At 69.2% G+C, this 22284-nt stretch carries 20 protein-coding genes and 1 pseudogene; 10 read left to right on the forward strand and 11 right to left on the reverse strand.

Features of this window, described 5'->3' with window-relative positions:
* Positions 1-4 precede the first annotated feature (4 nt).
* Complete coding sequence (locus OG776_RS05505; RefSeq protein WP_148011476.1) at positions 5-472, forward strand: MarR family winged helix-turn-helix transcriptional regulator; 468 nt, start codon at positions 5-7, stop codon at positions 470-472.
* 267 nt (positions 473-739) lie between these two features.
* Here OG776_RS05505 and OG776_RS05510 read toward each other — a convergent pair whose 3' ends face one another.
* On the reverse strand, positions 740-1402 hold the full coding sequence (locus tag OG776_RS05510) for a TetR/AcrR family transcriptional regulator (RefSeq protein ID WP_148011477.1): 663 nt from the start codon (positions 1400-1402) through the stop codon (positions 740-742).
* Positions 1403-1656: 254 nt separating this feature from the next.
* On the opposite strand from OG776_RS05510, the gene OG776_RS05515 reads away from it, so the two are divergent.
* From OG776_RS05515 to OG776_RS05525, 3 genes are all read left to right on the forward strand, one after another.
* Positions 1657-2274 (forward strand): ester cyclase, encoded by a 618-nt coding sequence (locus OG776_RS05515; protein ID WP_329319264.1) that lies wholly within the window; start codon positions 1657-1659, stop codon positions 2272-2274.
* Positions 2275-2395: 121 nt separating this feature from the next.
* Positions 2396-3160 (forward strand): SDR family NAD(P)-dependent oxidoreductase, encoded by a 765-nt coding sequence (locus OG776_RS05520; RefSeq protein WP_148011479.1) that lies wholly within the window; start codon positions 2396-2398, stop codon positions 3158-3160.
* 649 nt (positions 3161-3809) lie between these two features.
* The gene (locus OG776_RS05525; RefSeq protein ID WP_329319266.1) at positions 3810-4211 is read left to right on the forward strand and encodes a hypothetical protein; all 402 of its coding nucleotides are present in this window, start codon (positions 3810-3812) and stop codon (positions 4209-4211) included.
* 280 nt (positions 4212-4491) lie between these two features.
* Here the strand turns inward: OG776_RS05525 and OG776_RS05530 are convergent, their stop codons facing one another.
* The 4 genes from OG776_RS05530 to OG776_RS42375 all read right to left on the reverse strand — a co-directional run bounded on the left by OG776_RS05530 (position 4492) and on the right by OG776_RS42375 (position 7398).
* Positions 4492-5712, reverse strand: coding sequence for a L,D-transpeptidase (locus OG776_RS05530; protein WP_329319268.1), 1221 nt, complete (start codon positions 5710-5712; stop codon positions 4492-4494).
* Positions 5713-6037: 325 nt separating this feature from the next.
* Positions 6038-6361 carry a hypothetical protein gene (locus tag OG776_RS05535; protein ID WP_329319269.1) on the reverse strand — a complete coding sequence of 108 codons (324 nt, stop codon included), beginning with the start codon at positions 6359-6361 and terminating at the stop codon, positions 6038-6040.
* A 5-nt stretch (positions 6362-6366) separates the two neighbouring features.
* Positions 6367-7011 (reverse strand): GNAT family N-acetyltransferase, encoded by a 645-nt coding sequence (locus OG776_RS05540; RefSeq protein WP_443077206.1) that lies wholly within the window; start codon positions 7009-7011, stop codon positions 6367-6369.
* A gap of 87 nt (positions 7012-7098) precedes the next feature.
* Complete coding sequence (locus OG776_RS42375) at positions 7099-7398, reverse strand: transposase (RefSeq protein ID WP_410093246.1); 300 nt, start codon at positions 7396-7398, stop codon at positions 7099-7101.
* A gap of 224 nt (positions 7399-7622) precedes the next feature.
* Between OG776_RS42375 and OG776_RS05550 the strand changes: the two genes are divergently transcribed.
* Positions 7623-8324, forward strand: coding sequence for a hypothetical protein (locus OG776_RS05550; RefSeq protein WP_329319273.1), 702 nt, complete (start codon positions 7623-7625; stop codon positions 8322-8324).
* A 185-nt stretch (positions 8325-8509) separates the two neighbouring features.
* On the opposite strand, the gene OG776_RS05555 is transcribed toward OG776_RS05550, so the two are convergent.
* Together OG776_RS05555 and OG776_RS05560 are read right to left on the reverse strand one after the other, a co-directional pair.
* A complete protein-coding gene (locus tag OG776_RS05555) occupies positions 8510-9052 on the reverse strand; it encodes a DUF6328 family protein (protein WP_329319275.1) in 543 nt (180 codons plus the stop codon).
* A gap of 366 nt (positions 9053-9418) precedes the next feature.
* A pseudogene (locus OG776_RS05560) lies at positions 9419-10084 on the reverse strand (alcohol dehydrogenase catalytic domain-containing protein); the annotation flags it as partial.
* Between the two features lie 965 nt (positions 10085-11049).
* Here OG776_RS05560 and OG776_RS05565 point away from each other — a divergent pair.
* Positions 11050-11355, forward strand: coding sequence for an ANTAR domain-containing protein (locus OG776_RS05565; RefSeq protein WP_329323662.1), 306 nt, complete (start codon positions 11050-11052; stop codon positions 11353-11355).
* 958 nt (positions 11356-12313) lie between these two features.
* Here OG776_RS05565 and OG776_RS05570 read toward each other — a convergent pair.
* Genes OG776_RS05570 through OG776_RS05585 form a run of 4 tightly spaced genes read right to left on the reverse strand, consistent with a single transcriptional unit; the run spans position 12314 to position 17514 of the window.
* Complete coding sequence (locus tag OG776_RS05570; protein WP_329319277.1) at positions 12314-14233, reverse strand: amylo-alpha-1,6-glucosidase; 1920 nt, start codon at positions 14231-14233, stop codon at positions 12314-12316.
* On the reverse strand, positions 14230-15657 hold the full coding sequence (locus OG776_RS05575) for an MGH1-like glycoside hydrolase domain-containing protein (protein ID WP_329319279.1): 1428 nt from the start codon (positions 15655-15657) through the stop codon (positions 14230-14232). Before OG776_RS05575 ends, OG776_RS05570 begins: the two co-directional genes overlap by 4 nt.
* A complete protein-coding gene (locus OG776_RS05580) occupies positions 15654-16454 on the reverse strand; it encodes a sugar phosphate isomerase/epimerase family protein (RefSeq protein WP_148011550.1) in 801 nt (266 codons plus the stop codon). The genes OG776_RS05575 and OG776_RS05580 overlap by 4 nt, the downstream gene beginning before the upstream one ends.
* 13 nt (positions 16455-16467) lie before the next feature.
* Positions 16468-17514 carry a zinc-dependent alcohol dehydrogenase gene (locus tag OG776_RS05585; RefSeq protein WP_148011489.1) on the reverse strand — a complete coding sequence of 349 codons (1047 nt, stop codon included), beginning with the start codon at positions 17512-17514 and terminating at the stop codon, positions 16468-16470.
* A gap of 128 nt (positions 17515-17642) precedes the next feature.
* Between OG776_RS05585 and OG776_RS05590 the strand changes: the two genes are divergently transcribed.
* Genes OG776_RS05590 through OG776_RS05605 form a run of 4 tightly spaced genes read left to right on the forward strand, consistent with a single transcriptional unit; the run spans position 17643 to position 22214 of the window.
* Entirely contained in the window at positions 17643-19046 is a 1404-nt protein-coding gene (locus OG776_RS05590) for an ABC transporter substrate-binding protein (RefSeq protein ID WP_148011490.1), read from the forward strand.
* Positions 19047-19075: 29 nt separating this feature from the next.
* Positions 19076-20095, forward strand: coding sequence for a carbohydrate ABC transporter permease (locus tag OG776_RS05595; protein ID WP_148011491.1), 1020 nt, complete (start codon positions 19076-19078; stop codon positions 20093-20095).
* A 29-nt stretch (positions 20096-20124) separates the two neighbouring features.
* Complete coding sequence (locus tag OG776_RS05600) at positions 20125-20991, forward strand: carbohydrate ABC transporter permease (protein WP_148011551.1); 867 nt, start codon at positions 20125-20127, stop codon at positions 20989-20991.
* Positions 20992-21008: 17 nt separating this feature from the next.
* Positions 21009-22214 carry an ROK family protein gene (locus OG776_RS05605; RefSeq protein ID WP_148011492.1) on the forward strand — a complete coding sequence of 402 codons (1206 nt, stop codon included), beginning with the start codon at positions 21009-21011 and terminating at the stop codon, positions 22212-22214.
* Positions 22215-22284 lie beyond the last annotated feature (70 nt).

The raw sequence follows: 22284 nt of genomic DNA on the forward strand, positions 1-22284 counted from the left end.
TCCCATGACACCGAAGCCCGCACCGCCCACCGAGGCGCCGCAGCCACTCACTCCCGACGAGGAAGCCGTCGTCCGGGCTCTCCCTCTGCTCCTCTACGCCCTGCCGCGTGCCATCGACGCCGACATGGAGCGGGAGCAGAGGATGTCGAACACGGAGTACCTGACGCTGATGCACCTGTCCGAGGCACCCGACCGACGTCTGCGCATGCACGAGCTCGCCCGCGCGATCGAGCTGTCCCTCAGCGGCACATCCCGCATCGTGCACCGACTGGAGAGTGAGGGGTACATCGAGCGAAGGCAGTGCGGCACGGACGGTCGTAGCTGGCACGCCTTCCTGACCGACGAGGGCCTTGTCCGCCTGGAGGGGGCCTGGCCCAGCAACTTGGCCGCGGTGCGCCGACACTTCCTGGACCACCTGAAGGATGTGGACCTGAAGAAGCTCGCGGCCGCTCTGGGAAGCGTCGCCACCTGAGGAACGCCTCGGGATGTCGGCACCCTCCTGCATCCGCAAGCGAATCGCCTCCGCACGGGGGGACGCAGAGGTCCAAGTGCTGCAGGCCCGCACGAGAACTCGCCGCGCACAACGCGCAGCGGGTCCCCCCCCATCTGACGCTGCGGGTGACCCGCAGCCGGCGCGGCCGCCGACCGCCATCACCGCGTACCGGAGCGGGCCGTGACACGCTGGGCTGCTTGCCCGACGTCTGTGCCCTCCGTCCGGCTCCGTGGCCACGTGCGCCAGTCACTTCGCAGGTGGACGGAGCAATCCGTGGAGGACGAGGCCGGAGAGTGCATCAGCCAGGATGTCTCTGTCCTGTTTTGCCGCTGGTGCGGCAGCCGGATCCAGTCGGTCGGCGATCGGATCGTGCGCGAGGGCCAGCGCTGGACCGGTGATGGCCGTGTACAGGACGTGCGGCGGCACCCGCGGGATGCGACCGGCGGCCGTGAGGCTGTCGATGGCCGGCTCGATACTGTCCCAGAACGGCTTGATGAACCGTTCGTGCAGGTAGTCCAGGCGCTCGGAGTCGCGGGTCGACTCATCAGCCAGCAGACGGTTCATGGCTGAGGCGCTAGCCGATCGCCGGTAGAGCTGAACGATCACGCTGCTGAGGCGTTCGCCGTCATCGCGGGACTCCGCCAGCCGGTGATCGAACTCCTTCTGGTCATCCAGCAGCGCGAAGTCCACGACCGCACGCCAGAACTCACCTTTCGACCCGTAGCGGTCATTGATGAAGTTGTGACTGACCTCTAGGCGCCGTGCGAGCTCGCGCACCGTGGTCGCGGCATATCCGAGCTCCGCGAAAGTCTCCAGGCCCCGCCGAAGGATTTCACTCTCGTCCAGTTGCGTAGGGGCATATCTGCCCCGCGTGGGCAGCTTCGCCGCCTTCCGGTTCCTGTCGGTCATTCCGCCATTCCTAGCCGCAGCCCGCTGTCCGGGTTGTTCTCGCTTCCTGTCGTCCTGGTTTCCGGCCCCGACACAAGGGTGTCGAGTCGGGCCGGCGATGGACTCGTGTCAGGCAGATCCTACGTGCCCGTCGCGGGCCGCCGGGAAAGCGCGGACGACCCGCTTGACAGTTGTCAGATCGAGGAACATGCTTGACGCGTCAAGTAAGTTTCGGTGGTGCTCACAGCCGCCGACTCATCTCTCAGGGGAGCGCCATGACCACCAAGAATGACCGAGCAGTCTCCGCCCTTTCCACCGCAGCAACCGGGCGGCGCAAGGTGACGGGTCTGGTCACCGGTCTCGTCGTCGCGGCCGCCCTGACCGCCGCAGCCGTTCCGGCCGTGGCCCAGGGCCAGGACTCGGACAAGGCCTCTTCAGGACACTCGGCGCAGCATCACTACCTGTCGCCACTGCAGGTCACTTCGGCCTACTACGCCAGCTACAACGGCGACCTGGCCGCCGGCTTCGACCGCTACATCTCCAAGGACCTGGTCCTGCACGGGTTCAACGGACCTGAGCAGCGCGAGGACTGGATCAAGGGCGATCTCAACATCAAGGCCGGACTCAAGGGCTTCAAGATGACCGTCCTCGACCAGATCGTCGAAGGCGACAAGGTCGTCACCCGCTGGAGCTTCGAAGGTGTCCACACCGGCACTGTCTTCGGGATTCCCGCATCCGGGCGATCTGTGACGCTCAGCGGCATTTCCATCGACCGCGTGATACACGGCCAGTCCGTCGAGCACTGGTCCGAAGGCAACTTCGGCCGGTTCCTCGACGCGCTCCGCGGCGTGTCCGACCCCGGCTCCGCCACCCCCAGTACCAGCACCAGGTAACGCTCCGCGGCGGCCCGTCCTCGGCGATGGCTCTGCCGAGGACGGACCCGCCCGGCGCGTTCGCATCTTGATCCCACCCGCACAGACCTGACGGAACAGGTATCGAAAGCAGGAGAAGACCATGGGAACTCTCGACGAGAAGGTAGTGCTCGTCACCGGCACCGGTGGAGGGATGGGGCGCGTCGCCGCGCTGATCTTCGCCCGGGAAGGCGCGAGGATCGTCGGCGTGGACATCCAGGCCCGCGGCAACGCTGAAACGGCCGACCTCGTACGTCGCGCCGGGGGCGAGATGACAAGCATCGCACCAGTCGACCTCACCGACCCGGACCAGGTCCATCAGATGGCCGACGCGGCCGCCGACGCCTACGGCGGGCTCGACGTCGTCTACAACAACGCAGCCATGCAGCGCTTCGGGGCCATGCCCGACTTCTCCGTCGAAGACTGGCGCGCGACGGAAGCCGGCGAACTCGACATCCCCTTCTTCGTGTCGAAGTACACATGGCCGCACCTCGTCCGACGCGGTGGCGGAGTCATCATCAACGTCGCGTCGGAGGCCGGCCTGATAGCTGGCTCCACTCCCCCGATGGTCGCCCACACGGCGGCCAACGCAGGCGTCATCGGAATGACACGACAGCTCGCCCTCGAAGGCGCGCCTCACGGAATCCGCGCGGTCGCGATCAGCCCCGGTCCCGTTCTGACCCCGGCGAGCGACCGCGACCTCGGCGACAACCAGGCCATGAGGGATGCCATCACCAGCAAGACGCTCCTCAAGCGCTTCGCGCAACCCGAGGAGATCGTCGAACTCGCTGCCTTCCTCGCCTCCGACCGGGCGTCCTTCATCACCGGCGCCAACTACCCTGTCGACGGCGGAGCCAGCGCCTGGTAATCCCGCCCACGCCGCGACACCGAGCTCAGATTGCCTGGAACAACCGGGAGGACGATGGGCCGCCGCCTACAGCGCGCCACACGAGTGTCTGGAGGGGTGAGACCGAGTCGACTCGGTCTCACCCCTCCAGACTGCCCACGACCCAAGTCGCGGCTGACAGCTCCGGCAGACCGGGGATTCGCCGTTGTTTTTGCTATCATGCACGGCTGATCCGCGAAAGCGTCGGCCGCCGTCAACGCCCTGGACTCACTGACCGACGAGCAGGCAACTGGGCGCGGCACTCGACCTACTGGCCGGAGTCGCCGTCCGCACCGGCGAAGACGCCCGCGATGATCCGCTCGCGACAGCCGGCAGCGGGGCTCGCAACGGTGCGGCGTCCCACGGATGAGGCGGCGCGTCGCGCCGGGCTGCTCGACGCCGCGGTGACGGTCCTCGACGTCGTGCACGACCACCTGCCCCATGAAGAGCCCGTCCTGTTCCTGGCTCTCCCGGCGATCCGATGCCGTGGCCGTACGACCGGACCGGACGTCAGGATGGGGACAGGCACGGCGCCACTCCCGTGAGGAGACAGCGGACGGGCCGTCTCGGTGACGACAACCGAATCACGCCGCTTTCCGCGGCCTTCACTACTGTCGGCCCTTCTCGGCTGATGCTGCTGTCTCCCACGTTGCTCGGCCTGTACGTGACGTGGCGGCTGTTCCTGACCCCATACGTATCGTTCGGGCAGGAACGCTTCCGCGTGAACAACCTGTTCACGCGCTACCTCGTCCCCTACCACTCGATCACGGCACTGGAGGGACGGACTGCCCTCATCCTTGTCGTATCGGGATACGGCCGCCTGCCGGTGGCCGCACTCGATGCCGCTCCTCTCACGGGCAAGGCCAAGCGGGACGCCGTTGCAGAGGAGTTGCTGCGCCGCCGCGACGCCGCCGTCCCAAGGGCCGGACATGGCTTCGAAAAGCGCAGCGCGCTTGGACTCCCGGAGTGGTTGGGGCCCGTCGCTTCCCTCGCATGTTTCCTTCTGGGCGGCTTCGCGCCGGCCCTCGGATGAAGCAGTCGGCGCCCTGCGCACTGCGTGAGCTCGTTGCCCCCTCGGGCCCGAAGACTGCACGATGGCCGGTATGACGCGGTCCGCCGCCGCGCCCGTAATGGACTTTGACCCAGCGCGGGCCGGTCATCGCTCATGGAGCCCCGCCCGAAGACCGGGCGGGGCTCCACCCGTCGCATGCAAGTGCCCTTCACAAGCGACGTCGTCAGGACCGAGGCAGGCGGTGATGTGTCGGCCGCCTCCTGATGGGAGGTTCAGGTTCGCGTGCGTGAGCGACGCGGCGTCAGTTCGACGCGCTGCCCGAGACCCACGTGCTCCACGGCATGTTCCAGTCGCTGAGGCCGTTGTCCGGGGCCAGGGTGGCCTTGTCCGCGGAGTTCTTGACGATCACGACGTCACCGGTCATCGAGTTGTCGAAGAACCATGCGGCAGGCTGCTTTCCTTCGCCTGTGTTCCTGACGTCCTTCAGGCCGACGCAGCCGTGGCTGGTGTTGACCTTGCCGAAGACGGCGTCGCCTCCCCAGTAGTTGCCGTGGATGAACGTGCCCGAGGCGGTCAGGCGCATGGCGTGTGGCACGGCTTCGATGTCGTATGAGGGCTTGCCGTTCTTCTCCGTGAGGCCGACAGTCGCACCGTTCATGTGGATCTGCCGGTACTTCTCGGAGATGACCATCTGGCCGTTGTACGTCGGGTGCTCGGCGCTGCCGGACGAGACAGGGATGGTCTTGATCGTCTTGCCGTCCCGCACGACGGACATATGCTTCGTTTTGGCGTCGACGGTGCTGATCTGGCTCCGGCCGATCTTGAACGCGGCCGTCTCCTGGACACCGTCGAGGTTCATCTTGACGGTGACGGTGGAGCCGGGCTTCCAGTAGTGCTCGGGACGGAAGTCCAGCCGGCTGTTGTTGAGCCAGTGACCGACAATCTGCTCGCCGCTGCTGGAGCTGACCTGGATCATCGACTTGACGGCGGCCTTGTCGCCGATCGCCTTGTCGAAGTTGAAGGTCACGGGCATACCCACACCGACGGTCGAGCCGTTCTCGGGTGAAAGGTGTCCGAGGAAGTCGTTGGCCGGGGAGTCTGTGGAGATCGCGGCGTTTTCGTTGGCAGAGCGGCCCTTTGCATCCTCGGCCTCCGCGGCGACCTGATACCGGGTGGCCTGTTTCAGTAGGCCGTTCGGCTTCCAGGACGTGCCGTCCGCGGACAGGGTGCCCGGAACCTCGGTGCCGGTCGCGACGGCGGTCATGGTCACCTTGGTGAGCACGCCGTCACTGACGGTGACATTCACGGGGTAGTTGATTCCGATGCCGTAGGCCCCACCAGGCGTGATCTTTATTCGGGCATCGGAAGCGTCCTGGGTGTCCGCCTGATCCGCCTGTGCCCGCGTTGCCGGGCGAGCCGCGGTGTCGCCGGTGGCGGCGTAGCTGGTACCGGCCAGGGCCGTGAGCGTCAGCGCCCCGGCCGAAGCCATCAGTACGATGCGTCGCTTGCGTGCGGTGATCAAACGCTTCTCCCATGCCGTCGGTATTTGAAGCCCACAGCCGATTCACAGAGGGGGCAATCGTCTCCAACAGGCCACTTTTACCTATTCGACGGTTTTGATGGGTGGATAGTGGTGGGTTTCACACGTTACGTGCGCGTCGCTGGGACCTGCTCGACGGTCGGATGGCGTGTGATCGATTCGCCGTCCCCGACCGGCGCAGGGCCTACGGCGACAGGTCTCGCGGTGACCTGACGAGAGCAGCCGCTGCCGCGCCCGTGTCCGCGTACCCGCTCGCACTGAATTTCCGTACACGTCGACGCCGTCGCCGGCAGATGTGCTGGGAGCCTCAGGCACGACCGCCGAAGGGCGGCAGGAAGTCATCATCGGGCCACAGAGGCCCTTCTGCCTTGATGGAGCTGAGGATCCGGCGGACTCCGGCGATGACCGCGGCGCGATCGCCCTGCCCGTAGGCGACGAAGTCTCCGACGACGGTGTCGAAGATCCGCACATCCTGGCCGGCAGCAGGTCCCATCCAAAGGAGGGCCCGGTCGGGCTCCGGCGGCGTCAGGCTCAGCCCGTCGCAGAGCTCGCGCCGCGCGAGGGCCGCCAGATCGCCGGCAACGCGCTTGAAGTCGCCGACCTCGGGCCAGTACGTCCCGCCGCTCAGCATGTCTTTCAACCTCGGCTGGCTGTCGGGTGGTGTTCCCAGGCGAGTAGTTCGTAGGTCCGGCCCTTGTCGGTGACGGTCTCGGGTGCCGAGTTGGCGGGGTGGAAGCCGACGGACCGCGCGACCGCGATGCTGGGGTGGTTGTCGGGTTCGATCTCCAGGATCACCCGCGGCAGGGCGGCGCTGGTGTGCGCGTACTCGGTCACCGCCTGGACAGCGCGCACTGCCAGCCGCTGTCCCCGGTGGGCGGCGCCCACGATGTAGCCGATGCTGCCGGTGACCTGGTTGAGGAGGACTTCCCCCAGGGCCTGTTGCCCGTCGGTGGTGATGGCCAGGTGGATCCGCTCGTTCCCACGTCGGGCTTGTTGCGCGCTGTGCAGGTATCGCATCGCGGCGGTCTGGTCGAACGGCGACTCCAAGGGCGTCCGATAAGCGACATCGGGGTCGTCGAACAGCTCTTGCATGACATTGAGGTCGTCACTCGTCCATTGGCGAAGTACCAGGCCATGAGCGGTGAGTTGAAAGGTATCCGTATCCATAGCGACCTCATTCTGCCCCGGGATCGCCGAGTACAGCTGGCCTCGAACTGTGTATCGAACATGATCGCCGTGCCGGGGGTTTCCGGGACGTGAGCCCGGCCTTCGTCTGATCATGTGCCCCGCCCAAGGGGCACCGATCAAGGCGAAGGCCGGGAGGGTGGGTCTACTGCTTCGAGCTCCCTTAGGAGTTCTCTTCAAATGTCACGCCCACATCAACAGCGATGCGAGGCTGACGGCTACTTGGTAGGACTCGGCGGTCTTGTCGTAGCGGGTCGCGATACCGCGCCCCTGTTCTAGGCGGTTGAAGCACCGTTCCACCACGTTGCGCCGCTTGCCGAGCTGCCTGTCGAAGAGCGGCGGGCGGGCGACCGCCCCGGCTGCCGCGTCGGTGCCGGTTGCGGACCTGGGGTCGGCCCGCTCGGGGATGGTGTGGCTGATACCCCGGCGTCGCTGCCAAGTACGGATGGCCCTCCGAGCTGTAGCCCTTGCCGCCCAGGACATGGGAGGGCCGCACGCGGGGCCGAGGCGGGGCACCCGTATCGCCTCCATCACGGCGGTGAACTGGGTGCAGTCGTCGGTGTTCCCGTGCGACCACTCCGAGGGCGGCCACCTCGCACACCCACGTCGGGGCGTGAGCCGTCGCGCCCCCTCGAACCACGCATGTACATGCCCCCTACTACCCGCAGGGGAGAACTACCCAGGGGGCACCAGTGAGAGCTGGATCGATGAGACGGTCGGCGGTGTGCGGCGTGCTCCTGCTCGCCCTCCCCGGATGCACCGACGGCGACGGACACCGACGACAGGACGCACGCCCGCCCGCCACCACGGCCCGTGCGTCGGCTGCCGCGAAGCCGGCGGCCGTCGCGGGCCCGGCTCGCCCGGTGGACGCGGCGGCGGGGCTCGGACCGGCGGATGAGGTCCTGGCCAGGGCTCTCAGCGCCGCGACCCTCCCCGCCGACGCCCTCCGACCACCCCAGGAGGCGGTGGTGGTGGTCCGGCGGAACAGCGAGGGCGCCAGGGCCTTCGGATGGATCTCCGGCGACCGTTACTGCCTGGGGCACTCCCTCCAGAATGCGATGTCCCTCACCTGTGGCCCGGACACGGGCAGCGCCACCGTGCCCGTGTCCCGGGCGGGCTACGAGCCCGCGACGCAGATCGGCCGGATCCAGGGGTTCAACGATCTGCTGCGGTCGACGAACTCACGCCACCAGTACTACTACTCGCTCGCCGTCATCGTGGACGACGCCGGCCCCTTCCGTCTCACGGGGGCCGGCCACCACCGGGGCGTCATCCACCAGGCGGCGGCCCGACTCGTGCCGGACCGCACGGTGACGTTCGTTGAGTGGGGCTACTACGGCCCGGAGATACCGAGCGAGGCCAGGGTCTGCAACACGTCGACCCATCGCTGCATCACCGACTTCGACTGAGGCCCGGGAAGCGCCCCACCGTGGTCACTGACCGGCCACCCCGTCCGCCGACGATCTGGACACGTCCTCGCCTTGGGTCGCTGACGATGCGGCGAGGCTGGGTCGTCTGACAGGCCTGGGTTTCGGCACGTGTCGGCGGCGAAGGGCCGCCCTGTTGTGCGGGTGCCTGTAGCGGCAGTACGTCGTCAGTTGGCATCCACTGTCCGGGAGGTGTACCGCTGCCGCGCCCACAGCGGCAGCACCATCCAGCACGCGCCGTACCAGGCCACTACCCCGCCCACCAGCCACGGTACGAAGGCGTCATGCGTGGCCACCCGCAGGATCAGGAACAGAGCCGAGGTGAGCGTGGCAACCAGCAGTGTCAGGCCGAGGAAGGTGAGCCGCGCGGCCCACCGCACCGCTTGCGCCTTGATACTGCGGCCGGACACCCACCGGTGGAACGGGACCGGTGCGATGAGTGCGCCGGTCGCGGTCGAGCCGAGGACGACGGTGGTGATGTAGATGATCCGGTCCGTGTCGGACAGGTGCCCGAAAGCCGGAGTGAAGGCCACGCTCAACAGGAATCCGAAGAGGATCTGGACACCTGTCTGCGCTACACGAATCTCCTGCATCAGTTCGTTCCACTGCCTGTCGGCGCGCTCAGCCTCGGACTCCTGCCGTCGCGCCTGCTCAACTCCTGCTGCGCGCCTTGCCCCTGGTATCGCTTCCGCAACTCTGTCGTCTGCCATGGCCCCTCCCGATGTCGTCGTCCGTGTCGGCATGTACCCCCGATCTCTGCGTTCGTGCACCCCCTACTTGACCTGGTATTGACCTTCTATTGGGGTCGCCATACGTGACGAGGTGCACGCGAGTACCCGTTGAAAGAGGCGCTGGCGCCCGGAAGCAGGCGTGGTCGGGCCAGCGGCGCCCATGCCCCACAGGGCGGCCGGGCTGCGCTCCTCAGCTGTTGGAGCTGCCTGTCAGAACACCAACATCAAACTCGGACATCGCGGCCGCGCAGTACGGCTGCGAACGCCACCGCGCGGGGCGGGGAACGGTCCCGTGCGCTGCCCGTCTGTCCGTGGCGGGGGCGGATGATCGGTCAGACCTCGTTTTATCGGGATGGCCCCGATCTCCTCCGCCTTGCCCAGCCGGTCGGGCTGGTGGTCGGCCACCCAGACGCGGCCGGCGCCCTTGAGGAGGGCGGAGTAGGCCGCCATGAGCCCGACGGGACCGGCCCCGTAGACGATGGTCTGGTCGCCCGGTTTGACGTGGGCCATCTCGGTGGCGTGATAGCCGGTGGGGAAGATGTCGGCGAGCATCACGTAGTCGGTCTGCCGCTCGGCGGCGTCCTCGCCCAGACGCAGCGCGTTGAAGTCGCCGTAGGGCACGCGCAGCAGTTCTGCCTGGCCGCCCTGGTAGGGGCCCATGTCGGCGAATCCGTAGGCGGCTCCGGCGAGGGCCGGTTCCGGCTGCATGGTCAGACAGTAATTGGTGAGACCCCGCTCGCACTGCTTGCAGAAGCCGCAGGCGATGTTGAAGGGCAGGACCACGTACTGGCCGACCTGGACCTTGCGGACGGCCGGGCCGACCTCCACGACCTGCCCCAGGTTCTCGTGTCCCAGGGTGCGACCAGTCTCGAACGAGGTGCGGCCCTCGTACATGTGCAGGTCCGAACCACAGATATTGGTAGTGGTGATCTTGACGATGATGTCGCAGGGGCGCAGGGTGGAGAGCGGGAACGCCGTGCGCGGCCGCACGAGGGGTTGACGGCCGCGCACGGCGCGTGAAGGGCGCCCCTGGTGACTGTCCAGTGCGTGGCAGGGCTCCCGCCAGCATCGTGGCACCGGTCCGCGGATCGTGCCGCGGTGAACACGGCGACCGGATGACGGCTTGGTCGGCCGTGGCTCAAAGCCTGATTGCCGGGTTGTCCACGGCAGCTCCGGACCACCGCCCGCCGTGCGGCGGGCGAGCCGGGCCACGGGACCCTGCCCCGGGCCCGGCTCACAAGGCTTTGCCCGGGTGCCGCGCGCAGCTCCAGAGCGGACGACGACGGGCTGCATACGGGCGGGCGCCCCGGGTTGGACAGGACGCCACGCCGAGTAGTGGCATGCGGTGGTCGGCCGTGGGCACCTCACCTCCTGGCGAGTACCCGTCGGCAGATGAGGGAGGCTCACCACCGCTCCGGGCCCAGGCAGTGGGGCCAGTCGGGAGTCCAGGGAGGGATGTCGGGCTCGCCAGGCCAGCCCGACCATGGCAGTGCCCTGCAGCGACGCAATGCAAAGTGCTGGAGGGCGCGGACCGTTACGGGCGGGGTTGTCGACGCGGTGGTCGGCCCCGTCCGGAGCGGGGATACCCCTCCTGCCGTCAGGGGAAGGAGGGGCGCGGCGTGTCTGGCGCCTGCGGCGGTCGTTGATCGGATAACGCACGCAGGTACCACCACTGCCGCTGGGCGGGACTGAGGGCCCGGGCTCCGCCCTGACTCCGGGCCCTCACCCCACGCCCGGTATCGGCGAGGGCCCGGTGAGCGCTCCTTCTCTTTCTCATCACTCCGCGGCACACCGTTGTCCGGGTCGCCGCCCTTGCTCCGACGTGGTGATCTAGGTCTCTGAACGCTGCCCGACAGGGGTGCTTCCCGCCCCCTGAGGGCAGCACAAATCATGGAACAGGTGTACGCCCAGGGACCAGATGTGGAGGCACGGTGAGGGTCCAGGCCGACCATGCGCAACCAGCACGACGCGACGCACTGACGTCACACACCAAGCGTCATACGGAAGAACTCCAGAACGAAAACGCGCAGCTCGAAGAAGACATGCGCTCCCACGCCGTCGTCGACCAGGCCATCGGAGTCATCGTTGCCACGGGTCGTCTGACCCCGCAGCAGGGCCGGGATGTGCTCCACGGCGTCTCGACGGCGACCGGTATCAAGCTGCGGCACGTGTCGGAACTGATCGTCGACTGGGCCCGCACCGGACAGCTCTGCTCCGACATCCGCACCGCCCTGGAGAACCAGCTCACCCAGCACGCACCACCCGCACCCGCGGACGAATGAATAGCCGGTTGCCCTGCCGGGCGCCGTGCGTGGCCTACTAGAGCGAGTTGAAGCGGCCGCGCACGGCTGAGCACCCCGTGCACAGAGCACCCCGAAGGATGCTGACACGAGGAACGCGCCCGTGCCGGCACCACAAGTGCGAGCCGGTCTGCTACGCCCGCGTCGGGGTTCACGTGCGTCATCGTCGGCCTGCCTCCGCACCTGATGCGGCGCCGCCGCGTCGGGACAGGGCAGCAGCCGCCCCCGACCGGTTTGGCGACCACGAAGAGCCGACCACGGTCACGTTCCGACAACTCCGTCCCGGACCGGTGTCACCACTGGTCGCCAACCCCGCTTTCAGGGTCCCCGCCCTCCCCCACCCTGTTCCGCGTTGTCGCAGGTCGCCGTGGTGGTCGGGGCCCTGGTGCAGGGCGGTGTAGGGACCGGTGTGGGGTGGAGCTGTCGCGGTGCAAGCCGCCTGCGGCTGCGGCGTTCAGGGTCCGGGCGGGCGATGAGCCCGCGCACGAGGGCCGGTCCCCCGGGCCGGGGCTCTCCCACAGGTGCCAGGCCACTCGGGGCGCGGCGGTGGCGTTTCGGGCGTACCAGATGGCGACGACCGAGCAGGTGCACGCGGCGACCTCTTCCGCCCGCTGGACCGGATACCCGAAGTCCACCACTCCCTCGGCAGCGGAGAAGCCGTCATCCCCGATGCGCTCATGTAATCGGCCAGGAACCCCCGCCCGAGGAGTGGCACAAGCGCTACCCCGTCTTCCCCCACTGCTGTTCGCCCTCGCCGACACCGGCCCCGCCGGCATCGAAACCCGCATCGACGCCCTCCAGGCCGCCAGCAGCCTGGACGGCGGAGGTCGGGTCCGCGGAAGTGTGTAACAGCCCCCGTCGTCCGAACGGGTGAAGGAACCAAACGGCTGCCAGGGCCGCCGGGGCGGCCGTCACCTGCCGCGCGACCGTCACCGGTTCGTCACTGGATCCGGCCCTCTCGGGCCGAACGCAGGGCCAGCGGTGTCGCCGCCGCCCATGCCTGCGGTGAGCAGGAGTGCGGGTACGGGACGGGGCGCCCGGTGTCCGTCCGGGCGTAGCCGGCCATGACCTCGGGCAGCCGGTCGCCGTGGTGGGCCGCCGCCGTGATCAGGCCCTCGGTGACGGTTTCCGCCTGCTCGGTCAGGCCGTGGCGGGCGAGACCGAGGACGATGAGCGCGTTGTCGTGCGGCCAGGCACTGCCGCGGTGGTACGAGAGCGGGTGGTACGGCTTCTGGCCCGCGGCCAGGGTGCGGACGGCCCAGCCGGAGAAGAAGTCCGGCCGCAGCAGGCGCTTCCCGACCCGGTGTGCGTGCTCGGTGTCGAGGATGCCGGACCAGAGCAGGTGTCCGGCGTCGGAGGCGAGGGCGTCGGCCTGACGGCCGCTGCCGTCCAGGGCGAGCGCCGGGAAGCCGGCTTCCTCCATCCAGAAGTCGGTCAGGAAGCGCGAGCGCAACGCGTCGGCGTGCTTGCGCAGTTGCTGGGCGTACGCCCGGTCCTGCCAGACGAGTTCGGCGAGCTCGGCGGTGCGCACGAGGGCGTCGTAGGCGTATCCCTGGGCCTCGCAGACGGCGATGGGGCCTTCGGCCTGGGTGCCGTCCGCGAAGCAGACGGCTCCGGCGGAGTCCTTCCAGTTCTGGTTGACCAGGCCGCCGGGGTCGGGCCGGTACACGAGGTAGCCGTGTTCGCCGATGCCGCCGTCGGTGAGCATCCAGTCGACCGCGCGCCGGGCATGGTGTTCGAGGCGGAGAGCGGACGACGGGTCGCCGGTCGCTTGGTGGTGGGCATGGAGCAGGACGAGGAAGAGGGGGGTGGCGTCCACGGAGCCGTAGTAGCGGCCGTAGGGGATCTGGCGGAAGTGGGCCAGTTCGCCGTGGCGTGTCTCGTGGACGATGCGGCCCGGCTGTTCCCCGCTGAATGCGTCGTGGTGCTGTCCCTGCACCGCGGCGAGCGCGCTGAGGGTGGCGGCGGCTGCCTCTGGCCGGTAGGGCAGCAGGAAGTAGGAGGTGAGCAGGGAATCCCGGCCGAACAGGGTGAGGAACCAGGGGATGCCGGCCGCGGGGACGTACACGTCATCGCCGTCGACGCCGGGGGCTGCGACGGTCAGCAGGTCGATGTCGGCGAGGCCCCGGGCGCAGGCCCGGTCGAGGTCGTCGCCGACTCGGCTGTCGGCGGTTCCGGGGGCGGGGCGGGCGGTCTCCGTGAGAGGCCGGCCGTTGGGGCGGGCGTGCGCGGTCAGGTGGAGTTCGGCCTCGCCGTGGCCGTCCAGACGCAGGCTCCAGCCGAGGACGCGCCCGGTCGGGTCGTCCTGTGTGCCGACGGGAATCTCCGAAGTGTCGGGTGCGGGCCGGCAGGTGAGGTCGGTGGTGGAGTGCCAGTCGGCACGCCGGTATGTGAAGCGGACGCCGGCGGGGGTGCTGTGGGTGGTGTGGCGGGCGTCGCCCTTGTCGTAGTGGCGGCCGTCGGAGCGGAGTTCGAAGAGGTCGGCGAAGTCGCAGTCGACGGTCAGCGTCACGTGGGCGGTGACCGGTCCTGGGCGGTTGTTGACCAGCCGGAGGTGTTCGGTGAAGGCGCCGGCGCTGACGCTCTGGCGTCGGAAGACGGTGTAGGCGGGGGGTTCGTCCCGGGTGCCCTGGGGGGTGAGGACGCAGGTCAGGGTGGCGTCGGACTCCTGCACGGCGGGACTGAGGACGACTGGTGCGTCGCCGTCGACGGCCAGCTGCCAGCGGCTGAGATGCCGGGCGTCGCGGGCGAACATCCCGTCGGGTGTGGTGCCGCGGGTTCCGCTGATGCTGCCCTGCGGCCCGAGGTGGGCGAAGGTGGCGTCGCGGACGAGCTGGATCAGGGTGCCTGTGGTGGTCATGCCGGGGACTCCTTGACGACGGTCCGCAGAGCGGGCAGCACGGCCGCTTCCCGCAGCGCGGCGGATTCTTCCAGCCCGGCCCCGGCCCCGGTGGAGCTGAGCAGGTCCAGGGCCAGGGCGGCGGTCCAGGAGAAGTTCCGTGCGCCGCGCGCGTCGCCGGTGACGGGATCGATGTATTCGGCGAATCCCGAGCGCGCCGCCTCGGTGAGGATGCCTTCGCGCAGGCGGGCGGCGGTGGAGTGCAGGCCGTGGGTGCGCAGGCCGTGGTGGACGAGCCAGGCGGTGTTGAACCAGGCCGGTCCGCGCCAGTACCGCTGCGGGTCGAAGGCGTGGCCGGTCAGGTCGTAGCTGGGGACGAGACAGGTGCCGGGGGCGGCGAAGTGCGGTCCGCGCAGCGCCTGTTCCAGGTGCCGTACGGCGTTCTGCGGGAGGTGCGGCACGATCAGCGGGACCAGGCCGCTGATCGTGCGCTCGTCGACGAGTTCGCCGCTGGTGAGGTCGCGGGCCTTGAACAGGCCGGCGTTCTCGTCCCAGAGCCGCGTGAGCAGCTGTTCGGTGAGGGTGGCGGCGCGGTGCAGGTGGTGGCCGCCGTCGCCGCCGAGTTCCGCGGTCAGTTCGGCGAGTGCGTACTCGCTGGCGATGAGGAGGGCGTTGAAGCAGGGGTCCTCGACGGCGAAGGCGAACCGCGTGGCGCGGTCGTCGTAGCCGGCCGTGCGGTAGTCGGTGGCGAGTCGGACGTAGCGGCCGTAGTCGAGATCGGTGGGACGGTCGGTGGGTTGCCCGTGGTTCAGGTCCGCGCGCCGGAAGGTGTCCGGGGCGATGGGTTCGACACGGGTCAGCGCGGTGTCCCAGGAGGGACTGTTGTCGGTACCCGCTTCCCAGGGGTGGACGACGGCGGCCAGGCCCGCGCCGCCGAGGTCGCGGTGGACGAGGAGGTAGTCGTGCCACGCGGTCAGGTGCGGGTGGACGCGGGCGAGGAAGCCGCGGCGGCGGGACTCGTCGGGGTCGGCGCGGTGGACGAGCAGCGCGGCCAGGGCGTGCACCGGTGGCTGCACGATGCCGGAGGTCTCGGTGGCGGCCGGTGCCCCGGCGGTGCGGCCGGCCGTGGAGGAGCGCCAGAATGCGGGGCTCGGGAAGTAGGCGTCGTGCGGCAGTGCGGGGTTGAAGACGATGTGCGGGATGCGGCCGTCCGCCCACTGCGCCGCGAAGAGCGACTCCAGTTCCTGCTGGGCCCGGCGCACGGAGAGGTGGCGCAGCCCGATGGAGATGAAGGCGGAGTCCCAGCTCCACTGGTGGGGGTAGAGGGTGCGGGAGGGGACGGTGGAGGTGCCGGTCCAGTTGTCCAGCAGGACCCGCGCCGCACCGCGCCGGAGTGTCAGGTCGGCGGCAGCGGTGGGCGCGGGCCGGTCCAGAAGGGTCTTCACGCGCCGGACCTCTTGAGGAACGCGGGGACCGAGCGGACGGCGGCGACGGGGTCGCCGGTGAGGCGGCATTCGGCGGCGAGGTAGCCGTCGTAGCCGATGGTGTGCAGGGCGCCGAGCCAGGCGGCCCAGTCGAGGTGTCCGGCGCCGGGCTGGAAGCGGTTGGAGTCCGAGACCTGGGCGTGCCCGATGACGTCGGCGTGGGCGACGACGGCGGCGGCGGGGTCGCTCTCCTCGATGTTCATGTGGTAGCTGTCGATGCCGATCCTGACCGAGTCGAGGCCGACTTCGCGGATCAGGTCAGCGGCCTGTTCCAGCCGGTTGACCATGTGGTCCTCGTAGCGGTTGAGCGGTTCGAGGAAAAGGGTGACGCCCTCCTTGCGGGCGTGCTCGCCGAGTTCGGTGAGCCCCGCCAGGAGCACCTGGCGGTCCTCCTCCTCGGTGCGTGGCGGCTCGAAGGGAGGCAGGCGGCGCGAGAACATGCCGTAGGACGCGGGCGTCTGCGCGCCGAGCCCGCCCAACTCGCCGATCACGGTGAGCTGGGACTTCATCTGGGCGATGGCGTCGCGGCGCAGGTCGTCGTCGAAGGCGCCGAAGAAGTGCAGCATCTCGACGCACACGGTCGGCATGACGACGCCGTCCTTCTGCGCCTGCTTCAGCTCGTCAAGGCGGGAGGCGAAGTGGAAGTCCCCCTTGGCGCGCAGCTCGATCGCGTCGTAGCCGGCGTCCTGTGCGAACTCCCATTTGGCCTGCAGGGTCTCTCCGGGCAGGAGTTGCTCCTGGGCGGCGGTCTTGAGCATCATCGGGAGCCTTTCAGAATTCCAGGACAACCTGGAGCGCGTCGGCGGGGCGCTCGTCCAGCAGTGTGTAGGCGTCGGCGGCGTCGGCCACGGGGACGACGTGGCTCACGAGGGAGGCGACGTCGACCTGACCCTCGGCGACCAGCCGCAGGAAGGTCTGCTGGAGGCGCTCGACGGTCCAGCGGTTCGACAGCTGCGGGGGGACGCCGCCGATCTGGGAGACGATGAGCTGCACCCGGTTGTGGTGGAACTCGTCGCCGAGGCGGAGTCCGATGCCGTCGCCCTGGTAGAAGCCGGAGGCGACAACGCGGCCGCCGACAGCGACCGAGCGGACCGCCTCGTGCAGGGCCGGGTAGGCGCCGCTGATCTCGATGGCGAGGTCGGCACCGAGACCATGGGTGGCCTCGCGGACACGTTCGGCGACGGAGTCCGTGCGGGCGTTGAGGGTGTGAGAAGCGCCATACTGCCTGGCGGTCTTCAGGCGGCCGTCGAGTGCGTCGACCGCGGTGACGCGGGCGCCGTTGAGCTGGGCGAGGCGCGTGGTGATCAGGCCGATGACGCCCTGGCCGAAGACGGTGACGTCCTCGCCGACGTGGATGTCTCCCGCGAGCACGGCGTTGTAGGCGATGGCGCCGACGCGGGCGAAGGCTCCGGCCAGCGGCTCCAGTCCGGCAGGGAGGGTGTGGCCGATCATCCGCTCGACGGGGACGATGCCCTCGCTGCGGTGGCCCCAGATGCCCCACACCAGGTCGCCGACGGCCGGTACGCCCGGGGTCGCGGCCAGTTCGGGAGAGACCTCGGAGACTTCTCCGACCTCCGAGTAGCCCCAGCCGGCGACCGGGTACTCCATGCCGGGAGCGCCGTCGCGGAAAAGGCGCGCCTCGGGGTCCCAGGTGCGGGTGAGGTACGGGTTGGTGCCGCGGTAGGCGGTGAGCTCGGTGCCGGCGGAGATGCCCGAGTAGCGGGTGCGGACCCTCAGGTGACCCGCGGGCAGTTCGGCCCTGACGTGCTCGGCGACCTCTACTTGGCGGGGGCCGGTGAATTGGACGACGCGTTCCACGGATGACTCCGGATGGGGGATGTTCGATCGGGTTGTGACGACGATATCCGCAACTTATGTCTTGTCAACAAGCAAAAGTGATGCTGAGATGCGTGACCAGTAGACGTAAGCCGACACGAGGACACAGCATGCACACCAGGAGCCGGCGGTCGACGATGACCGCGGTGGGCGTCTCGGCCGCTTTGGGGCTCGGGCTGCTCACGGGCTGCGCGAGCAGTACCGGGCCCGGGAAGCCGGACCGCGAGATCACCGTCTGGTCGCAGGAGAACCTGCCCGACCGCATGGCCGTGACGCAGAAGGTCGTGAACGGGTTCGAGAAGAAGACGGGGATCAAGGTCCACCTCGTAGGCGTGGACGAAGGCCAGATGCCACAGCTCATCATGTCCGCGGCGGCCTCGGGCACGCTGCCGGACGTGATAGGCGCGGCCCCGATGGGCCAGGTCTGGCAGATGTACTCCAACGGGATGCTCAACACGAGCATCCCCCGGCAGATCGTCTCCGAGCTGGGCCCGGGGACGTTCAACGCCAACGCGCTGCGCCTGACCGCGGACGGGAAGACCACGCTAGGGGTGCCCTCCGACGCCTGGCTCCAGCTGCTTCTGTACCGCAAGGACGAGTTCGACGCGAAGCACCTGCCCGTCCCGGACACCTACGCGAACGCCGTGAACGCCGCCAAGGCGCTCACCGGCCGGGGCAATTACGGCATGGCCGCCGCGACCGACCCCAACGACGCCTTCACCTCGCAGAGCTTCGAGAGCACGGCACTGGCCAACGACTGCCAGCTCGTGAACGACAAGCACCGGGTCGCCCTCGACTCACCGCAGTGCGCGCAGACGTTCAGGGCCTACGACGCCCTCGCCCACCTCTACGGCGCACCCGGCACCCAGACCGTCGACTCGACCCGCGCCACCTATTTCGCGGGGCAGTCCTCGCAGATCATCTGGTCGACGTTCCTCCTGGACGAGCTGGCCGGACTGCGGTCGGACGCGCTGCCCAGCTGCCCGCAGTGCCACAAGGACCGCGCCTGGCTGGCGGCCCACACCGGCATCGTCACCGCGATGAAGGGCCCCGACGCGGCACAGCCCGCCCAGTTCGGCGAGGTCACCTCCTGGGTGACCACCAAGACGGCCGAGACCGCGGCCTCCCGCGAGTTCATCGAGTACATGATGGGTCCCGGCTACAAGGCGTGGATCGGCATGGCCCCCGAAGGCAAGATCCCCGTCCGGGACGGCACCGCGGCCTCGCCTCAGGAGTACATCGACGCCTGGCGCCACGCCGACATCGGCGTGGACACCCGCAAGCCCTTCGACCAGGTGTACCCCGAAAGCCTCCTCGACCAGCTCGTCGCCGGCGTCAGCAACATGCGCCGCTGGGGCATCACCCAGGGCGAGGGCGCCCTCGTCGGCGCCACCAACGGTGAACTGCCGGTGCCGAAGGCGATCAGCGCCATGACCAGCGGCCAGATCTCCCCCGCCGACGCGGCAAGCGAAGCCCAGGACGACGTCGCCGCCCTGAAGAAGTCCCTGCAGTAGCCGCCCGCCGCACGTACCGAAGGTCCCTCATGACTACAGCTCCAACCCGCGCGCCCGAGCGCCCGCGGACCGGCGACCGGGACGCTCACCGCTCCCCCGCACGGACCCGCCGCCCGATGACCGCGAGCCGGCGCGCCAACCGCGCGGGCCTCGCCTTCGTCACGCCCACCTTCATCGTCGTCCTCGTCGTGGTGATCCTGCCCATCCTGTGGACGGTGCTGCTGGCCTTCCAGAAGGCCAGGCTCGTCGACATTCAGGGCATGGGCCTGTTCGGCAACTGGTCCTTGCGCAACTTCGACCAGGTCTTCGGCTCCGCCGGATTCTGGTCCAGCCTCGGCACCACCCTCCTCTACACCGCGGGCGGGACCCTGGGCTCCGTCGCCCTCGGCCTCGTCGCCGCGCTCGCCCTGCGCAGGCCGTTCCGCGGCCGGGGCCTGCTGCGCGCCGCGATGCTGCTCCCCTACGTCGCGCCGGTGGTCGCCGTCTCGTTCGTCTGGGAGGTCGCGCTCAGCCCGCAGTACGGCATCGTCAACAACTGGGGCCACAAGCTGTTCGGCTGGGACGACCCGATCGCCTTCCTCTCCACCCGCGCGTACGAAGTCCACCTCCTCGGCATGCACTTCGACATACCGCTCGCCCTGCTGACCGTCATCGCCTTCGAATGCTGGCGGTACTTCCCCTTCGCGTTCCTGTTCATCCTGGCCCGCCTCCAGGCGGTCCCGGACGGGCTGGAGGAGGCCGCGCTGGTCGACGGCGCCACCCTCACCCAGCGCTTCCGGCACATCCTGCTGCCGCAGCTCATGCCGGTCATCGCGCTGCTGTGCGTGCTCCGCTTCATCCTGACGTTCAACAAGTTCGACGACGTCTACCTGCTCACCGGTGGAGGAGCGGGCACGGATGTCGCCGCCGTCCGCGTCTACGACTTCCTCACCGCCCGCTACGACGTGGGAGCAGCCGCGGCCCAGGCCATGGTGCTGGCCGTCGCGCTCATGATCCTCCTCGGCCTCTACTTCAAGTTCTTCGGCAACAAGGTGCAGGAGGAATCGTGACCACCAAGCCCGCGGCCGCAAGGCCCGCCCTGACCCGGGCCCGCTTCGAGGACAAGTTCTTCGGGGTCCTGCGCTGGGTCGTCATCGCGTTCCTCGCGGTGATCACCATCCTGCCCTTCTACTACATGGTGCTGCTGTCCCTGAAGCCCATCGACTCGCTGCTCCTCGACCCGGGCTCGCTGTGGGTCTCGACGAAGGACTTCACACTCACCACCTACCGGGACGTGCTGCGCCCCACCTCCGACGGCGGCCAGGGCTTCCTGAAGTTCCTGATCAACTCCGCGCTCGTGTCGTTCGGCACGGTCGTGCTGACACTGCTGGCCGCGGTGCCCGGCGCCTACGCCGTCAGCCGGCTGAAGTTCTTCGGCCACCGCCAGATCAGCGCGCTCTTCCTCGCCGTCTACCTCTTCCCCTCGACCCTGCTCGCCGTCCCGCTCTTCGTGATCTTCGCCAAGATCGGCCTGTCCTCCAGCCTCATAGGCCTGGCCGTCGTCTACATCGCGCAGACCGTACCGGTGTCGATCTACATGCTGCGCAACTACCTGGTGACCATCCCCGCCTCCATCGAGGAGGCGGCCGCCATCGACGGAGCCAGCAGACTCCAGACCGTCCGCAAGGTCATCCTGCCGCTCGCCCTGCCGTCCCTGATGGCGACCGGACTGTACGTCTTCATGATCGCCTGGAACGAGTTCCTGTTCGCTCTGCTGTTCCTGGCAGCCAACCCCGACCGGTGGACCGTGTCCCTCGGACTGTCCCAGCTGTCCAACGGCGTCGAGGTACCCAAGACCATTCTCATGGCCGGATCGGTGGTCCTCACCATCCCCGTGGTAGTCCTGTTCTTCGCCGCCGAACGCATGCTCACCGAGGGCCTGACCAGCGGCGCGGACAAAAGCTGAGTTCAGGGGGAGACACCATGATCACGCCGAGCCAGGTCAGCGCGGGCGGACTGCTCCAGATCATCCGCAGCGGCCGGGCCAACACCCGTGCGGACCTGCAACGGGTCACCGGGCTGTCCCGCTCGACCATCGGAGCGCGGCTCGACCTGCTGGGCGGCGTCGGCTGGCTGCGGCATGTCTCCGGAACCTCCACCGGAGGCAGGCCTTCCAGCCGGATCGAGTTCGACCCGGGGCACGCCTCGGTCATCGCCGTCGACCTCGACACCCGGCACGCCCGCGTCGCCGTGCTCGACCTGGCCGGCACCGTCCTGGCCGAGACCACCGCACCACTGGACATCACCGACGGCCCCGAGCCGGTCCTGGACCGGCTCGCCACCTGGCTCCCCGATCTGATCACCCGGGCCGGAACCACCCCGGCCCGGGTGGCCGGCATCGGCCTGTCCGTGCCGGGGCCGGTCGACTGGGAGTCGGGCCGCGTGATCGAACCCCCCATCATGCCGGGCTGGGACCGCTACCCCGTACGGGAACGGCTCCAGCACGCCTACGCCGAACACGTGCACGCCGAACGCGCCGACGGCGGGCCTGTGCCCGTCTTCGTCGACAACGACGCCAACCTGATGGCACTCTCCGAGCAGCAGGCCGGCCACCGCGACTGCTCGGCCTTCGTCCTGGTCAAGGTGTCCACCGGCATCGGCGCAGGCGTCGTCATCGGCGGCGAGGTGTTCCGCGGCGTCGACGGCGGTGCCGGCGACATCGGGCACATCCGGCTGCACGACCGCCCGGACGCCCTGTGCATGTGCGGCGGCTACGGCTGCCTCGCCGCCGTGGCCAGCGGCCGGGCCATCGCCCATGAACTGTCCGTGCTCGGCCTGGACACCACCTCCGGCCAGGACGTCAGGCAACTCCTCGGCGAGGGCCACCCCGACGCCATCCGCCTCACCAGGGAGGCCGGACGCCGGGTCGGCGAGGTACTCGTCACCGTCGTCACGCTGCTCAACCCCGGCGTACTCATGCTCGCCGGCGACCTGTCCAGCGTCCCCTTCATGACCGGGGTGCGCGAACTGCTCTACCAGCGCGCCATGCCCCGCGCCACAGCCAACCTCCAGGTCCTCACCTCCCACCTCGGCGACCACGCCGGCCTGCTCGGGGCCGGAGCGATGGTCGTCGAATGCCTCTACTCCCCGGCGAGCGCGGACGCCCGGCTGGCCCACCTGACACGGTGACGTCCCCGCCGAGACCGAACCGCCACCCCGGCGGGTCCTCCCCGACCGGACCTGCCGACCGGCCCTCGCC

Source organism: Streptomyces sp. NBC_01689, assembly GCF_036250675.1.
Lineage (GTDB): Bacteria > Actinomycetota > Actinomycetes > Streptomycetales > Streptomycetaceae > Streptomyces.

Excerpts from the sequence above, each read along its gene's own strand:
- OG776_RS05505 (WP_148011476.1), top strand. The coding sequence starts at position 5 with ATGACACCGAAGCCCGCACCGCCCACCGAGGCGCCGCAGCCACTCACT.
- OG776_RS05510 (WP_148011477.1), bottom strand. The coding sequence starts at position 1,402 with ATGACCGACAGGAACCGGAAGGCGGCGAAGCTGCCCACGCGGGGCAGA.
- OG776_RS05515 (WP_329319264.1), top strand. The coding sequence starts at position 1,657 with ATGACCACCAAGAATGACCGAGCAGTCTCCGCCCTTTCCACCGCAGCA.
- OG776_RS05520 (WP_148011479.1), top strand. The coding sequence starts at position 2,396 with ATGGGAACTCTCGACGAGAAGGTAGTGCTCGTCACCGGCACCGGTGGA.
- OG776_RS05525 (WP_329319266.1), top strand. The coding sequence starts at position 3,810 with ATGCTGCTGTCTCCCACGTTGCTCGGCCTGTACGTGACGTGGCGGCTG.
- OG776_RS05535 (WP_329319269.1), bottom strand. The coding sequence starts at position 6,361 with ATGCTGAGCGGCGGGACGTACTGGCCCGAGGTCGGCGACTTCAAGCGC.
- OG776_RS05540 (WP_443077206.1), bottom strand. The coding sequence starts at position 7,011 with ATGATCAGACGAAGGCCGGGCTCACGTCCCGGAAACCCCCGGCACGGC.
- OG776_RS42375 (WP_410093246.1), bottom strand. The coding sequence starts at position 7,398 with ATGTCCTGGGCGGCAAGGGCTACAGCTCGGAGGGCCATCCGTACTTGG.
- OG776_RS05550 (WP_329319273.1), top strand. The coding sequence starts at position 7,623 with ATGAGACGGTCGGCGGTGTGCGGCGTGCTCCTGCTCGCCCTCCCCGGA.
- OG776_RS05555 (WP_329319275.1), bottom strand. The coding sequence starts at position 9,052 with ATGGCAGACGACAGAGTTGCGGAAGCGATACCAGGGGCAAGGCGCGCA.
- OG776_RS05570 (WP_329319277.1), bottom strand. The coding sequence starts at position 14,233 with ATGACCACCACAGGCACCCTGATCCAGCTCGTCCGCGACGCCACCTTC.
- OG776_RS05580 (WP_148011550.1), bottom strand. The coding sequence starts at position 16,454 with ATGCTCAAGACCGCCGCCCAGGAGCAACTCCTGCCCGGAGAGACCCTG.
- OG776_RS05590 (WP_148011490.1), top strand. The coding sequence starts at position 17,643 with ATGCACACCAGGAGCCGGCGGTCGACGATGACCGCGGTGGGCGTCTCG.
- OG776_RS05595 (WP_148011491.1), top strand. The coding sequence starts at position 19,076 with ATGACTACAGCTCCAACCCGCGCGCCCGAGCGCCCGCGGACCGGCGAC.
- OG776_RS05605 (WP_148011492.1), top strand. The coding sequence starts at position 21,009 with ATGATCACGCCGAGCCAGGTCAGCGCGGGCGGACTGCTCCAGATCATC.